17 protein-coding genes are annotated in these 14,496 nt (G+C 60.5%); 6 read left to right on the top strand and 11 right to left on the bottom strand.

What is annotated here, in order from left to right; all coding sequences use genetic code 11:
* Positions 1-37 precede the first annotated feature (37 nt).
* Positions 38-466: a hypothetical protein gene (locus ABIN98_RS18740; protein ID WP_346912083.1), complete on the top strand. Its 429-nt coding sequence runs from the start codon at positions 38-40 to the stop codon at positions 464-466.
* 18 nt (positions 467-484) lie between these two features.
* Here the strand turns inward: ABIN98_RS18740 and ABIN98_RS18735 are convergent, their stop codons facing one another.
* The 3 genes from ABIN98_RS18735 to ABIN98_RS18725 form a co-directional block, all read right to left on the bottom strand.
* Positions 485-1,126, bottom strand: coding sequence for a septation protein A (locus ABIN98_RS18735; RefSeq protein WP_346912082.1), 642 nt, complete (start codon positions 1,124-1,126; stop codon positions 485-487).
* Positions 1,127-1,289: 163 nt separating this feature from the next.
* Entirely contained in the window at positions 1,290-2,018 is a 729-nt protein-coding gene (phbB, locus tag ABIN98_RS18730; RefSeq protein WP_346912081.1) for an acetoacetyl-CoA reductase, read from the bottom strand.
* 137 nt (positions 2,019-2,155) lie between these two features.
* Entirely contained in the window at positions 2,156-3,337 is a 1,182-nt protein-coding gene (locus ABIN98_RS18725) for an acetyl-CoA C-acetyltransferase (protein ID WP_346912080.1), read from the bottom strand.
* A 305-nt stretch (positions 3,338-3,642) separates the two neighbouring features.
* Here ABIN98_RS18725 and phaR point away from each other — a divergent pair, with 305 nt between their 5' ends.
* Positions 3,643-4,218: a polyhydroxyalkanoate synthesis repressor PhaR gene (gene phaR / locus ABIN98_RS18720; protein ID WP_346912079.1), complete on the top strand. Its 576-nt coding sequence runs from the start codon at positions 3,643-3,645 to the stop codon at positions 4,216-4,218.
* A 62-nt stretch (positions 4,219-4,280) separates the two neighbouring features.
* On the opposite strand, the gene ABIN98_RS18715 is transcribed toward phaR, so the two are convergent.
* Positions 4,281-4,712, bottom strand: a complete 432-nt coding sequence (locus ABIN98_RS18715) for a heme-binding protein (protein WP_346912078.1) — start codon at positions 4,710-4,712, stop codon at positions 4,281-4,283.
* Between the two features lie 122 nt (positions 4,713-4,834).
* Between ABIN98_RS18715 and ggt the strand changes: the two genes are divergently transcribed.
* Entirely contained in the window at positions 4,835-6,430 is a 1,596-nt protein-coding gene (gene ggt / locus ABIN98_RS18710) for a gamma-glutamyltransferase (RefSeq protein WP_346912077.1), read from the top strand.
* A gap of 69 nt (positions 6,431-6,499) precedes the next feature.
* On the opposite strand, the gene ABIN98_RS18705 is transcribed toward ggt, so the two are convergent.
* From ABIN98_RS18705 to ABIN98_RS18675, 7 genes are all read right to left on the bottom strand, one after another.
* Entirely contained in the window at positions 6,500-6,823 is a 324-nt protein-coding gene (locus ABIN98_RS18705; protein WP_346912076.1) for a hypothetical protein, read from the bottom strand.
* Positions 6,824-6,963: 140 nt separating this feature from the next.
* The gene (locus tag ABIN98_RS18700) at positions 6,964-7,296 is read right to left on the bottom strand and encodes a hypothetical protein (protein WP_346912075.1); all 333 of its coding nucleotides are present in this window, start codon (positions 7,294-7,296) and stop codon (positions 6,964-6,966) included.
* A 188-nt stretch (positions 7,297-7,484) separates the two neighbouring features.
* Positions 7,485-7,730: a hypothetical protein gene (locus tag ABIN98_RS18695; protein ID WP_346912074.1), complete on the bottom strand. Its 246-nt coding sequence runs from the start codon at positions 7,728-7,730 to the stop codon at positions 7,485-7,487.
* 11 nt (positions 7,731-7,741) lie between these two features.
* Positions 7,742-8,371, bottom strand: a complete 630-nt coding sequence (locus ABIN98_RS18690) for an exonuclease (RefSeq protein ID WP_346912073.1) — start codon at positions 8,369-8,371, stop codon at positions 7,742-7,744.
* 158 nt (positions 8,372-8,529) lie between these two features.
* On the bottom strand, positions 8,530-8,886 hold the full coding sequence (gene rplT, locus ABIN98_RS18685; protein ID WP_346892913.1) for a 50S ribosomal protein L20: 357 nt from the start codon (positions 8,884-8,886) through the stop codon (positions 8,530-8,532).
* A 27-nt stretch (positions 8,887-8,913) separates the two neighbouring features.
* Positions 8,914-9,111 carry a 50S ribosomal protein L35 gene (rpmI, locus tag ABIN98_RS18680; protein ID WP_346912072.1) on the bottom strand — a complete coding sequence of 66 codons (198 nt, stop codon included), beginning with the start codon at positions 9,109-9,111 and terminating at the stop codon, positions 8,914-8,916.
* A 235-nt stretch (positions 9,112-9,346) separates the two neighbouring features.
* Positions 9,347-10,024 carry a YggS family pyridoxal phosphate-dependent enzyme gene (locus tag ABIN98_RS18675; protein ID WP_346912071.1) on the bottom strand — a complete coding sequence of 226 codons (678 nt, stop codon included), beginning with the start codon at positions 10,022-10,024 and terminating at the stop codon, positions 9,347-9,349.
* A gap of 215 nt (positions 10,025-10,239) precedes the next feature.
* Between ABIN98_RS18675 and leuS the strand changes: the two genes are divergently transcribed.
* From leuS to holA, 3 genes are read left to right on the top strand one after another with little or no spacing between them, the layout of a single operon-like run.
* Entirely contained in the window at positions 10,240-12,858 is a 2,619-nt protein-coding gene (gene leuS / locus ABIN98_RS18670) for a leucine--tRNA ligase (protein ID WP_346912070.1), read from the top strand.
* Positions 12,845-13,408: an LPS assembly lipoprotein LptE gene (gene lptE, locus ABIN98_RS18665; protein WP_346912069.1), complete on the top strand. Its 564-nt coding sequence runs from the start codon at positions 12,845-12,847 to the stop codon at positions 13,406-13,408. The genes leuS and lptE overlap by 14 nt, the downstream gene beginning before the upstream one ends.
* A gap of 3 nt (positions 13,409-13,411) precedes the next feature.
* The gene (holA, locus tag ABIN98_RS18660; RefSeq protein WP_346912068.1) at positions 13,412-14,452 is read left to right on the top strand and encodes a DNA polymerase III subunit delta; all 1,041 of its coding nucleotides are present in this window, start codon (positions 13,412-13,414) and stop codon (positions 14,450-14,452) included.
* The last annotated feature ends 44 nt before the right edge of the window (positions 14,453-14,496 follow it).

Here is a 14,496-nt window from a genome sequence, read left to right as displayed (position 1 = left end):
TCAACCGGTCCGTCCTTGCCGTTTCCCGGAGGCCTTTATGAGATTTCTACTGTCCCTGCCGCTCACCATTCTGCCGCTGATCGCCTACAACATTCTTGCCTTCTCCAATGGCAATGCTCCGGCGGGCGATCTCTGGAGCACCATCGTCTTCGAATTTTCCATGGTCTCGGGCGCGAACTTCGCCATGGTCACAGGCGATGTCATGATCACCGCGGCGCTCTTCCTGCTGTTCATCGAAATGTTGAAGGCAACGCGCACCGGTGTCGTCGCGCTGACCGACCATATTTTCTCAATGGTGGTCTTCGTCGCATACCTGGTGGAATTCCTGGTGGTGCGCGAAGCAGCGACGTCCGTATTCTTCATCCTGATGACAATTGCCCTGATCGATGTGATCGCGGGCTTTTCGATCACCATCTCCGGCGCCCGCAGGGACGTCAGCTTCGCCCATGGCGAAGGTCATCACTGACGGGCGGAAAACCTTCCGTCAGTTTTCGTCGGTTTCATCGCTGAGGGCGTATTTCTGGATCAGCGGCAACTGGGTCATCGTGAACAGGATAGTGATCGGCATGATGCCGAACACCTTGAAATTAATCCAGAAATCGGTCGAGAAATTGCGCCAGACGATCTCGTTCAGCGCGGCAAGCACGAAAAAGAACAGGCCCCAGCGGAAGGTGAGCTTGCGCCAGCCTTCGTCGTTCAACCGGAAGGCACTGTCGAAGACATAGCCGAGCAGGGACTTGCCGAACAGCAATCCGCCCAGAAGCACGGTGCCGAACAGACAGTTGACGATGGTCGGCTTCAGCTTGATGAACAGGTCGTCGTGCAGCCATAGCGTCAGCGCGCCGAACACGAGCACCACGGCACCCGACACCAGCGGCATGATCGGCAGCCGCCGTGTCAGCCAGAGCGACGCGATCAGGGAAATCGTGATCGCGACCATGAAGGCGGCGGTTGCGACAAAGATCGGCTTGCCCAGCGCCTGAAGCATCGGAAAGGCATTGGCGATCTGCTCGCCCCTGGCATTGAACAGGAAGAAGACACCCAGAGGGCCGAGTTCAAGCGCGAGTTTCAGGAGCGGTGAAAGCTCCTTTCGCGTCGGATCGTTCGGGGCGTGTTCAAATTCCATCGGCTCTGCCTGCTCCTAGAAGGGTAGGTCCGGGCTGGACCACACCGCCCCGAGATAGGGGCATCCCATGGCAACGGTCAAGGCCGGTGCGGCAATTCGGTACCCGGAACGAAAAAAGGCGCCCCGAAGGACGCCTTTCTCGCAATTCTCTTGAGTCACAGAATTAGCCGTTGGCGATGTACTGGCCGCCGTTGATGGTCATGACCGCACCGGTCATGAACGCCGCAGCGTCCGACGCCAGATAGACAACGGTTGCGGCGATCTCTTCCGGATGACCGAGGCGGCCGACCGGAATGCCGGAAACGATGGAGTCCAGAACCTTCTCCGGCATGGCGGCAACCATGTCCGTATTGATGTAGCCCGGGCAGATCGCGTTGACTGTGATGCCCTTGAAGGCATTTTCCTGGGCCAGCGCCTTGGAGAAACCGATCACACCGGCCTTCGCAGCGGAATAGTTGGCCTGACCCATCTGACCCTTCTGGCCGTTGATGGAGGAAATATTGATGATCCGGCCGGCGCCACGGCTGCGCATGCCTTCGATCACGGGCCGCGTCATGGTGAACATGCTGTCGAGGTTGGTGGACAGAACTTCGCGCCAATGTTCAAACGACATCTTGTGGAACATACCGTCCCGGGTGATTCCGGCGTTGTTGACCAGCACCTCGACCGGACCGAGTTCTTCTTCCACCTTGGCGATACCCGCCGCACATTCGTCCGGATGAGCAACGTCCCACTTGTAGACATGAATGCCGGTTGCGGCTTTGAAGGCTTCCGCCTTTTCCGTGTTGCCATGATAGGTAGCGGCAACCGTGTAGCCTGCATCCTTGAGCCCTTTGGAAATGGCCTCGCCGATGCCACGCGTTCCGCCGGTGACAAGTGCAACCTTACTCATGATTCCGCTCCTCCGATTTTTTGAGCGCTGCCGGTCCGATTAGCCGGACCGTTTCCAGAGCCTATATGCATATCTGCCATGACAAAGCATTGAATGCCCCGCCATGACAGATATCAATTCTGGCTAATCCGAACGGATTAGCGCTCCACGCACATAGCAACACCCATGCCACCGCCGATGCACAAGGTGGCAAGGCCCTTCTTGGCGTCCCGGCGACCCATTTCATGCAACAGGGTGACCAGAATACGGGCACCGGATGCACCGATCGGATGCCCGATGGCGATCGCGCCGCCATTGACGTTGACGATGTCCGGGTTCCAGCCCATGTCCTTGTTCACCGCGCAGGCCTGGGCGGCGAAGGCTTCATTGGCCTCGACCAGATCCAGATCGCCAACGGCCCAGCCGGCCTTTTCCAGCGCCTTGCGGGAGGCCGGGATCGGACCGGAGCCCATGATCGAGGGATCGACGCCGGCGGTTGCCCAGGAAGCGATGCGAGCGAGCGGGGTCAGGCCGCGCTTTTCGGCTTCCGCCGCACTCATGACGACGAGAGCAGCCGCCCCATCGTTGATGCCCGATGCGTTTGCGGCCGTCACGCTGCCGTCCTTGGTGAAGGCCGGACGCAGCTTCTGGACGCTTTCCAGGGTCGCGCCGTGGCGGATGTACTCGTCGTCTTCCACGACCGTGTCGCCCTTGCGGCCCTTGATCGTGACCGCGGTGATTTCGTCCTTGAACTTGCCGGCCTTCTGGGCGGCTTCGGCCTTGTTCTGGGAACCGACGGCAAACTCATCCTGCTGGTCGCGGGAGATCTGCCACTTTTCGGCGACATTTTCGGCCGTCTGGCCCATGTGGTAGCCGTTGAAGGCATCCCAAAGGCCGTCCTTGATCATGGTATCGATCATCTTGTAATCGCCCATCTTGTAGCCGGCGCGCATCGGAGCGCAGTGCGGAGAGAGCGTCATGTTTTCCTGGCCGCCGGCAACCATGATGCTGGCATCGCCGCACATGATCTGCTGAGCGGCGATGGCAACGGTGCGCAGACCCGAGCCACAGACCTGGTTGAGACCCCAGGCGGTCGCGCCTTCCGAGATGCCGGCAGCAATCGCCGCCTGCCGGGCCGGGTTCTGGCCCTGACCGGCGGTCAGCACCTGGCCGAAAACAACTTCATTCACGTCATCGCCGCTGACACCCGCCTTTTCCATGGCGGCTTTCATCACGATGGCCCCAAGCTCGTGAGCAGGGGTATTTGCAAACGCACCGTTGAAGGTTCCAACGGGCGTGCGCGTTGCACTGACAATAACGACGTCGGTTGAAGCGCTCATGTTTCTCTCCAGGCTTTCGACCATATTTCACCGGACCGAACGGGCACTGAAACGGGTGCGCATGCGGACCGGTTGTTTCGCTCGCGACTAGAAACTCTGGTTAACCGGGAGTCAACCGGAATGGCCCTTACAACGATCAAGTTTTAGCACGCGCAGCATCCCCGTTTCATCGCTCTGCACAAAAACGCTGGCAAGATGCGCTCCAATTCGCTTAGTCTGGAATTTGGGAGAGACGGCACGTGACTAAGAACACATTGTCGTCAAACGGGAACTTGCCGCGAGGCTCCTTGCAACGGAAGACGAGAATGGCAAAGACCAACGAGCCAACGATCATTAAAAAATACGCCAACCGGCGGCTCTACAACACGGGCACCAGCACCTACGTGACCCTCGAGGATCTCGCGGTGATGGTGAAGGGGGAAGAGGACTTCATCGTCTATGATGCGAAAACGGGCGACGACATCACCCGTTCGGTCCTGACACAGATTATCTTCGAACAGGAAGGCAAGGGGCAGAACCTGTTGCCGGTTACGTTCCTGCGTCAGCTGATCCGTTTCTACGGCGACAGCATGCAGGGCCTGGTTCCGAGCTTTCTGGAATATTCCATGACGTCGCTGACCCAGGAACAGGAAAAGCTACGGTCTCAGATGAGCGAAGCCTTCGGCGCAACCGCGTTCGAGGCCATCGAGGATCAGGTCAAGCGCAACACCGAGATGTTCGAGCGTGCCATGAAGATGTTCATGCCGTTTTCGGCTGGCGATACGTCTGCGCCCACGGCACCGTCCAAACCGGCCCAATCCGGTTCGTCCGATCTGGACGACATGAAGCGCCAGCTCACGGAAATGCAGGCCAAGATCAACGCGCTGTCCGACAAGAAGTAGGCCGCGCGTCTTTCTGCTGACCACCGCTTGCCCGGCCTTGGCCGGGCAAATCCGGTTACGTGTCAGCCGCAATCGGCAACGAGATTGACAGCCTCGATACCGGCAACGGCCGCGGCTTCGTCATTGTCTGACGTATCGCCGGTCACACCGACGGCGCCCAGAACCTCGCCATCCGCGTCCTTGACCAGAACACCGCCTGGAACCGGGACGATCTGACCGCCTGAGGCACCATTCAGGGCCTGAACGAAATGGGGGCGGGTTTCCGCATTGGCGTTCAGCCAGCGTGTTCCGGTCCCGACGGCAAGCGCGCCGTAGGCTTTGCCGCCGGCTATCTGCGGCCGCATGATCGACGAGCCGTCCTGACGGGCCATCGCAATCATGTGTCCTCCCGCATCGAGAACGACGACGGTCATGGGTTTCAGTTTGAGATCCGCGGCTTTTTCAAATGCGGATGAAATGATTTTCTCGGCGAGAGAAAGCGTTAGTTTGCCCATTGATCCGGTTCTCCGTAATGTGCTGCCTCTGGCGAAGCTTGCTATCAGAGTGACCCGCCTTTCGCCAGAAACCAAAACAGGTAAGGATTTCCTCCCTGGAGGAAAAATTCTGGAGACGCCCCTTGAGACGTGATTTTGAGGCCCCGGGCCGCTCCCCGGTCTATGCCCGCGAGGCAGCCGCAGCGACCTCCCATCCGCTTGCCACCAGCGCTGCGCTGGAAGTCCTGCAGGACGGCGGCAACGCGGTCGACGCGGCCATTGCCGCGGTCGCCGTTCAATGTGTTGTCGAACCGCACATGACCGGGATCGGTGGCGACTGCTTTGCCATCGTGACCGAACCGGACGGACGCATGACCGGTTTCAACGGGTCCGGTGCTGCTCCGAAGGCCAGCTCGCCGGAAGCGCTCGCCAATCTCGGTGTTTCGGAAATCACGCCCACATCCGCCCATGCGGTGACCGTACCCGGTGCGGTCCGCGCCTGGGAAACGCTCCTGAAGGCCCATGGCACCCGCGGGTTCGACACCCTGTTCAAGCGGGCCATTTCCTATGCAAGGGGCGGCTTTCCGGTTGCTCCACGCGTGGTCCGCGACTGGGAAAAGAACGTCGACAAGCTCGCCGCCACTCCGGCCACGAAAGCCGCTTACCTCGTCGGTGGCGCCGCGCCGAAAGCCGGCACGATTCTGAAATATCCGAAGCTCGCCGACACCTTGAGCGCCATTGCCGAAGGCGGCGCGGAAGCTTTTTATACAGGTGCCGTCGCCGAGGATATCGTTGCGACCCTCAGTGCCCTCGGCGGCCTGATGACCGAAGAGGATCTGGCGGCCTGCCACACCACCGCCGTCTCGCCGGTCATGCGCGATTATCGCGGCCATACCATCGCCGAGTTACCCCCCAACGGGCAGGGCATCATCGCGCTTGTCATCCTTGGTCTTCTCGAGCGCTTCGACCTGGAAAGCCTCGACCCGCTCGGGCCCGAACGCTTCCACCTGGAAATGGAAGCCGCGCGCATCGGCTATGCGGTCCGCGACAAGTTCGTGACCGATCCAGGCTATATGGACGTCAGCCACCCCCGGCTGATCGCCGAGGATTACCTGGATCAGCTTGCCCGGATGATGTCGCCGACAGCCCGCATGTCCGAAGTGCCGGGAACCGGCCTCGCGCCGCAGACGGATACGGTCTACCTGACCGTCGTCGACAAGGACGGACTGACCGTTTCCTTCATCAATTCGATCTTCAACGAATTCGGCAGCGGCATCCTGGCCGCCGACAGCGGCGTGCTGCTTCACAATCGCGGCGCCGTCTTCAAGGCAAAGCCGGGTCACGCCAACTCTATCGCCGGCGGCAAGCGTCCGATGCACACGATCATCCCGGCCATGGCACTGAAAAACGGTCAGCCGTGGCTGTCCTTCGGTGTCATGGGCGGGCACTACCAGGCCTGCGGCCATGCCCATGTCCTGTCCAACATCATCGACTACGGCATGGACGTTCAAGGCGCGATCGATTTCCCGCGCATGTTCTTCAACATGCAAGACCATGCCCTGGAGGCTGAAAAGCTGGTCCCGCGCACAACGATCGAGGGTCTGGAAAAACTCGGCCATGAGGTTCGTGCCGCCGCAAGCCCGATCGGCGGCAGCCAGGCAATCATGATCGACAGGAAAAACGGACTGCTGATCGCGGGTTCCGACCCGCGCAAGGACGGCCACGCGGCCGGCTATTGATCGATCCGGTTCCGATTCGAGACTGGAAAACAAACGGGAAGCGTCCTTTTGCGGGGCGCTTCCTGAGCTTCAGGCTGTGAAGGTGGTCGTGGCGACCGGTGCCGGGGAAACAGCGCCGCGGGCATAGGCCTGGGCAGCCCGGGTCTTCAGGTCCTGCTGATAGGCATTGCCTGCTTCGAAATCATCCTGAGAGGACAGCTGGGCGTAGAAGGACGTGGTCGCATTTGCGCGGGCGGGCTGCCGGGTAACGACTTCAAACTCGTTCCGGGCCGCCTCGCGCAAGTTGCTGAACGGCGAAACATGGGTCTGGCGCTCGCTTTCAGTTTCACCCATCGAGGCCCGCTTGGGGCGAACGACGCGGTAGGAAATGGAAGAAACCGGATTGACCTGCATTTTCGTCTCCCTGGGTGGCCGTTCAGCGGCCTGTCGGGGTTTCAGCTAACTTGATACCTTTCTAAGACAATGTCGGTACCGGCGATGTGTTCCAGATCACGGTTTGCGCATTTGGCGATTTTCAAGCGCCACGGGTCGATTCAATAGTCGGTTGAGATCACATGACCGACTTCGCGCTTGCGCGGCAGGGCGGCCGTCGCCCGATAAGCGGCCGTGCCGAACTGCGGCACCGTCTTCCAGCCATGAGGGGCATGGCGTTCCGCATCGCGGGTCGCAATCAGATGGGCGAGAAAAACCGAATTCGGATGGTAGCGATCCGGAAACGGCACATCCTGCGCGGAATGAACCGGTTGCACCGGAACCGGCAAGTTCGGCTGTGTGACGGCGCGTCTTTCACCCTCGGCATCCCCCGAAGAGGGACGCTTGCGCTTCACATTGGAACGCCCGAAGGCCGGAACCGGGGTAATTTGCACTGGATACGCCTCAACATGTTTCAGTTCGGGACGCCGATGGCGTTCCACACCGAAACCACGCAACAGGTATGCCAGCGCAGGAGGTTTATTAACCTTTGCTCACGCAAACGTGGGCTTTTGACACGCGTTGGTTAACGCGGGTGAGATTGTTTTACAGATTGGGAGGAGCGTTTTCAGGCCGTCAGGCCTCAGCCGAGCTTCAACCAGATATAGGAAATGAGCGCAGGCACCAGCAGGAACGGCAGGGCGATAGCGAAGGCGTAGACGATCCACATATCCGACTGGACCACGCACCAGCCGAACAGGCATTCAATCCCGAAAAACGGCAGTCCCTGAAGGACCACGACGGCTGCCACCCAGATCAGGAGCGGCCAGGGGCCATCTTCCGTCGGACCGCCGCCATCGTTGGGAAATTCGGGAAGGCCACCGTACATGGGATATGCCCTCAATCGATCCGGGACGGATCGAAATCGCTTAGGGTAAGCCGCTTGGCATGCAGCATCTTCTGCAGCGTGAAGGCGATCGACAGGGCATCGTCAAGCGCATCATGGCCGTTGAGGGGCGGGTGATCGATCCCGAAATAATCCGCGAGCTGGCCGCTGTTGGTCTTCTGGATGTCTTCATAAGGCATACCCGCCTTCAGAAGCAGACGGCTGGCGTTTCCGAACCTGTCGGCGGGCAGGACCGGATCGATACCCGCGACATAGCAGCTGATGCCCATCAGATTGAGTTCGTCCTTGCCCCATGCCCACATGCAGGCATCACCGGCAAATCCGGACAGACGGTCGATCGCCGATTTGAGTGATATGCCCTCAGCCATGACCGTTTCCTGGGAAATGCCGGTCAGATCGATGAAATAGGGGTCCAGTGCGCATTCACGGCCGAAGCGGTCGACCGGCGTCACGTAGATCTTTTCCGTCTCCAGGATCGGGAAATCCCCTTCCAGGCCCAGCTTGACCGCGCCGATCTGAACCACGATGGGATCCGGGTCCAGCGGACCCGCCCAGTAGCGTCTCTGGGCCCCTTCCATCGTCAGATATTCGCAATCATACAAAACGGCGCATCGCATCGTCATTCTTCCCATCCTGCGGCGACGTGAATAGCAGTAGTAGTAGTGCCTGGACGCAATCGGCATATGAAACAGCGTGCGGCTGACTCGTCCGTCTCACACAACAAAAAAGCGCGCTGCCCTGCGGAAGCGCGCTTTTTCATTATCCGATTATTCAAAACCGCTTAGGCGAGAGCGCCCTGGGCCTTGTCAACCAGTGCCTTGAAGGCATCCGGCTGGTGGATCGCCAGATCCGACAGGACCTTACGGTCGACTTCAATGCCGGCCTTGTTCAGGCCATCGATGAACCGGCCGTAGGTCAGACCGTGCTCACGGGTGGCGGCATTGATACGCTGGATCCAGAGCGAACGGAAATTCCGCTTCCGGACCTTACGGTCGCGATAGGCGTACTGCCCGGCCTTTTCGACGGCCTGCTTGGCAACGCGGATGGTGTTCTTGCGGCGGCCATAGTAGCCCTTGGCAGCCTTCAGAACCTTCTTGTGACGTGCATGGGCGGTTACGCCCCTTTTAACGCGCGACATATGTGAACTCCTTCAAAGACTGGCTAATTACGCGTAAGGCAGGAACTGCTTCACGATCTTCGCATCCTGATCGCTCAGCGTGGTGGTGCCACGGGCGTTGCGGATGAACTTGGTCGTGCGCTTGATCATGCCATGACGCTTGCCGGCCTGCGCGGTCTTCACCTTGCCGGACGCGGTCAGTTTGAAGCGCTTCTTGGCTCCAGACTTGGTCTTCAGCTTGGGCATTTTGCATCCTTTCATTGGCGCGGACCGGTTACCCGGCCGCTTCGTTTTTGGTGCATCGAGATGTCGCCACGGCATGCCCTGTGTTTCCGGGATCGGATTGACGTTCCTGTCCGAAGACCTGAACACGCAAAGCCATGCCCCGAAGAGCCGGACGACTCTGGACCGGGGGCTTATAAGCGCGGTTCCCGTTTCATGCAACCGGATTCTTGTGAAAAAGACGCGGTAAATCGAGGCTTCAGGCCGGATAGTCCCGATGGCCGAAGATGGCCGAGCCAACGCGAACGTGAGTCGCCCCGAAACTGACCGCCGTCTCGTAATCGGAGGACATGCCCATGGAGAGCTGTGTCAGCCCGTTGCGCTCGGCGATCTTTCGAAGCAGCGCGAAATGCGGGCCCGGTGCGTCCTCAACCGGCGGGATGCACATCAGGCCGATGATGTTCAGACCGACCTCATCCCGGCAGAAGGCGACAAAGGCATCGGTATCCTTCGGCGCGATACCGGCCTTTTGCGGTTCGTCGCCGATGTTAACCTCGATGAAGCACGGCAGGTGGCGGTCCTGCTTGTCCATCTCCACCTTGAGCGCCTTGGCGATCTTCTCCCGGTCGACCGTATGGATGACGTCGAAGGTCTGAACCGCTTCCTTCGCCTTGTTGGATTGCAGCGGACCAATCAGATGAAGCTCGATGCCCTCATAGTCTTCACGCAAGCCCGGCCACTTGCCCATGGCTTCCTGTACCCGGTTTTCGCCGAAGACCCGTTGGCCGACATCGAGGACGGGACGGATATCTTCCGCCGGAAAGGTCTTGGACACCGCGACCAGGGTCGTTTGCCCGGGCGTGCGGCCGAATTCCTCTTCCGCCATGCGAATGTCGGACAGCACCTTCTCTAAACGGTCGCCGGATGTTTCCGTCATTCTGCTTCTCCAAATCAACCATACGCGTTGAAGTCTGATAGGCGCTGCGGGTGTAAAATTGCAAGCTTGACGGCCGCCGTCGCCAAGAACAGCCCATTTCCGGCCCGTTTTTATCGTAGCATGTTGACCGGAACAGAATTTTCTGGTGACTGTCCGGCAACCACTTTCGAAGAACCAGGCGCCCTCCCAAGCAGCGCGAGAAAACGGCAATATTGATGGCAACGGAACGCTATAACGCACGCGACGTCGAAGCGCGCTGGCAAAAAACATGGAACGATAAAGACGTCTTCGTCACCAACAATGACGATCCGCGCGACAAATACTACGTCCTTGAAATGTTCCCGTATCCGTCGGGCCGCATCCACATGGGCCACGTGCGCAACTATGCCATGGGCGACGTGGTCGCCCGCTACAAGCGCGCCAAGGGCTTCAACGTTCTCCATCCCATGGGCTGGGACGCCTTCGGCATGCCGGCGGAAAACGCAGCCATGCAGAACAAGGTTCATCCCAAGGACTGGACCTATGAGAACATCGCCTTCATGCGCGACCAGCTCAAGATCATGGGCCTGTCCCTGGACTGGAGCCGCGAGTTCGCGACCTGCGACGTCGAATACTACACCCAGCAGCAGCGCCTGTTCCTGCAGTTCCTGGAAGCGGGCCTGGTCTACCGCAAGAACGCCAAGGTGAACTGGGATCCGGTCGACATGACCGTGCTCGCCAACGAGCAGGTGATCGACGGCCGCGGCTGGCGCTCCGGCGCCCTGGTCGAACAACGCGAACTGACCCAGTGGTTCTTCAAGATCTCCGATTATTCGGAAGATCTGCTGGAAGCGCTCGACACCCTCGACCGCTGGCCGGACAAGGTCCGCCTGATGCAGAAGAACTGGATCGGCCGGTCCGAAGGCCTGCGCGTGCGGTTCGAGTTCACCGCGCCGGCCCCCACCGGCGACAAGGCGCTTGAAATCTTCACCACCCGTCCGGACACCCTGTTCGGCGCCTCCTTCATGGGCCTGTCGCCGGATCACCCGATCTCGACGAAGCTGGCGGAGACCAATCCGGATCTCAAGGCCTTCATCGAGGAATGCCGCCGCGTCGGCACCTCCGAGGAAGCCATCGAGAAAGCAGAGAAGAAAGGCCTCGATACGGGCCTGCGCGTCAAGCACCCGCTGGATGCCAGCATCGAGCTGCCCGTCTATGTCGCCAACTTCATCCTGATGGACTACGGCACCGGCGCGATCTTCGCCTGCCCAGCCCACGACCAGCGCGACCTGGACTTCGCCCGCAAATACGGCCTGCCCGTAAAGCCCGTGGTCCTGCCCAAGGATGCCGATCCGGCAACCTTCGAGATCGGTGACGAGGCCTTTACCGACGATGGCGCGATCTTCAATTCCGGTTTCATGGACGGCATGTCGATCGCTGATGCCAAGGAAGCCGTGGCTCAGAAGCTCGAGGCCATCACGGTCGACGCCGCGCCACAGGCTGCACGCCAGATCAATTACCGTCTGCGCGACTGGGGCATCTCCCGTCAGCGCTACTGGGGCTGCCCGATCCCGGTGATCCACTGCGACGACTGCGGCGTGGTTCCGGAAAAGGACGAGAACCTGCCGGTTCAGTTGCCCGACGACATCAATTTCGACAAGCCGGGCAATCCACTCGACCGTCATCCTACCTGGCGCAACACCACCTGCCCGAAATGCGGCAAGGCGGCCCTGCGCGAGACGGACACCATGGACACCTTCGTGGATTCGTCCTGGTACTTCGCCCGCTTCACCGAGCCGCACTGCGACCGGCCGACGGATCCGAAGGCTGCCAACGACTGGCTGCCGGTCGATCAGTATATCGGCGGCATCGAACACGCGATCCTGCACCTGCTTTATTCGCGCTTCTTCACCCGCGCCATGCAGAAGGTCGGGGCGCTGGACCTGAAGGAACCGTTCAAGGGCCTGTTCACCCAAGGCATGGTGACCCACGAGACCTACCGTCTCGGCGAGGGCGCAAACGGCCAGTGGGTGTCTCCGGCCGAAATCAGGATCGAAGACGTCGACGGCACCCGTACCGCGACGATGCTCTCGTCCGGTGAACCGGTCACGATCGGCTCTATCGAAAAGATGTCCAAGTCGAAGAAGAACACGGTCGATCCGACGGATATCATCGAGACCTACGGTGCGGACACCGCCCGCTGGTTCATGCTGTCCGACAGCCCGCCCGAGCGTGACGTAATCTGGACCGAGGAAGGCGTCCAGGGCTCCTGGCGTTTTGTCCAGCGTGTCTGGCGCCTGATCGGCGACATTGCCGAAAAGACCGGTCCGCTCGGCAGCGCTCCGGACTTTTCCAGCGCGGCCTCTGATCTGCGCGGCGCAACCCACAAGACGCTCGCCGCCGTCTCCAAGGATCTGGAATCACTCGGCTTCAACCGGGCGGTCGCCCGCATCTATGAATTCGTCAACCAGATCGGCAAGGCGCTTCATGAAGGTGTGGACAGCGCGGACATGGCTTATGCGGTTCGCGAGGCCGGCGAATACCTGATCCAGATGATGGCGCCGATGATGCCGCATCTGGCCGAGGAATGCTGGACGGCGCTGGGTCAGGAAGGCCTGATTTCCGAAACCCCGTGGCCTGCCGTCGACGAAAGCCTGCTGGTCGACGACACCGTGACCCTGCCGATCCAAATCAACGGCAAGAAGCGCGGCGAGATCACCGTTCAAAGAGACGCTTCCAAAGAGGCGGTCGAAGCAGCTACTCTGCAGCTGGATTTCGTGCAGCGTGCGCTGGAAGGCCGCGCGCCCCGCAAGATTATCGTGGTGCCGCAAAGGATTGTGAATGTCGTCGCCTGAGGAAATTGATCGAAGCCGCCGCAGCTTCCTGCACGTCGCACTCTCCGCGGCATTGGTCGGCGGCTTTGCGGCCGGTTGCCAGGTCCGCCCGCTCTACGGAACCATGACCACCCCCGGCGGGCAGGCGGTTCCGGCCGAGCTGGCGGCAATCGATATCGATCCGATCAGCGACCGCTACGCGGACGAGGACGCGGCTCGTGTCCTCTACAATGAACTGACGTTCAATTTCGAACGCGGAGCCGACCGGGCCGAGAAGCTCTACAGGCTCAAGATCCTGATGGATCTGGCCTCTTCCGAAGTCGGTGTGGAACAGCTGTCGGACGTGCCGGCGGCCTATACCATGACGATGAACACCACATTCGTCCTGAGCGATATCGCCACCCGCAAGACGCTGATGACCGGCAAGTCGTTCGCCACCGCGTCCTATGACTTCTCCAACCAGCGTTTTGCCAACCTCCGGGCGAAAAGGGATGCCGAAGAGCGCGCCGCAAAGGCGGTCGCCCAGGACATCCAGGCCCGGATCGCCGGATATTTCGCAACCAGGTCGTAGGTCATGACCGCACTCAAGGCGACCGACATCGACAGGTTCCTTGCCAAGCCGCCCGCCCATGGCGGCGTCGTGCTGATCTACGGTCCGGATACGGGTCTTGTATCGGAACGGGCCACCAGCCTGGTCGCAAAGGCCTCCGAGGGCGATGACGATCCGTTCAATCTGATCAAGCTCGACGGCTCCGATGTCGCCTCCGATCCCGACCGGCTGATCGACGAAGCCCTGACCATTCCGCTCTTCGGTGGTCGGCGGATCATCTGGATCCGCGACACCGGCGGAAAGTCGCTCGACAATGCCCTGAAACCAGTGCTGAAGCTTGATGACTGCCCCTCTCTGATCGTTCTGGAGGCGGGTGACCTCAAAAAGGGCGCCGGCCTGCGCAAGCTGATCGAGTCCGACCGAAAAGCTTACGCCCTCCCCTGCTACGCGGACACCGAACGCAGCATCGATCACCTGATTGACCAGGAAACAAGGGAAGCCAACCTGACCATCACACGCGAAGCCCGGGCATCCTTGCACGGCCTTCTCGGCGGAGACCGGATGGCCAGCCGAGGCGAACTGAAGAAACTTTGCCTCTACGCCCTTGGAAAAGGAAAGATCGACAGCGACGATGTGGAGGCCATTATCGGCGATGCCTCCGCCTTTGAGCTGTCGGAACTGATCGACGCCGCCGCCATCGGCGATCTTGCAACGCTCGATCATGGACTTGAACGCCTGACGGCCGCCGGCTCCAACGCCTCCGTCATCGCCGGGCGGGCACTGAAGCATTTCCAGGACCTACATCGCATGCGCGCCGACCTCGACCGCGGCAAGAACGCGACCCAGATCGTCGACAGCCAGCGCCCGCCGGTGTTTTTCAAGCGAAAGGCCGGACTTGCCCGCCAGATTCAGACCTGGTCGTCGGCGGATCTGGAAAAGGCCATGGAGCGCCTTGCCGAGGCTATGCGGGTCTCCCGCCTGAACGCCAATCTCGGCGTTCCCGTTCTTTCCGAAACCCTCCTGGTCCTCGGCCGCGTCGCCGCCATCCGCGCCCGGCGTCGGTAACAGCAAACCAGCTGTATATGACCGTCGCTGCTTGGCCTGCTGGC

The organism is uncultured Roseibium sp., assembly GCF_963675095.2.
Taxonomy (GTDB): domain Bacteria; phylum Pseudomonadota; class Alphaproteobacteria; order Rhizobiales; family Stappiaceae; genus Roseibium.
This window is presented reverse-complemented; position numbering and strand designations above follow the sequence as displayed.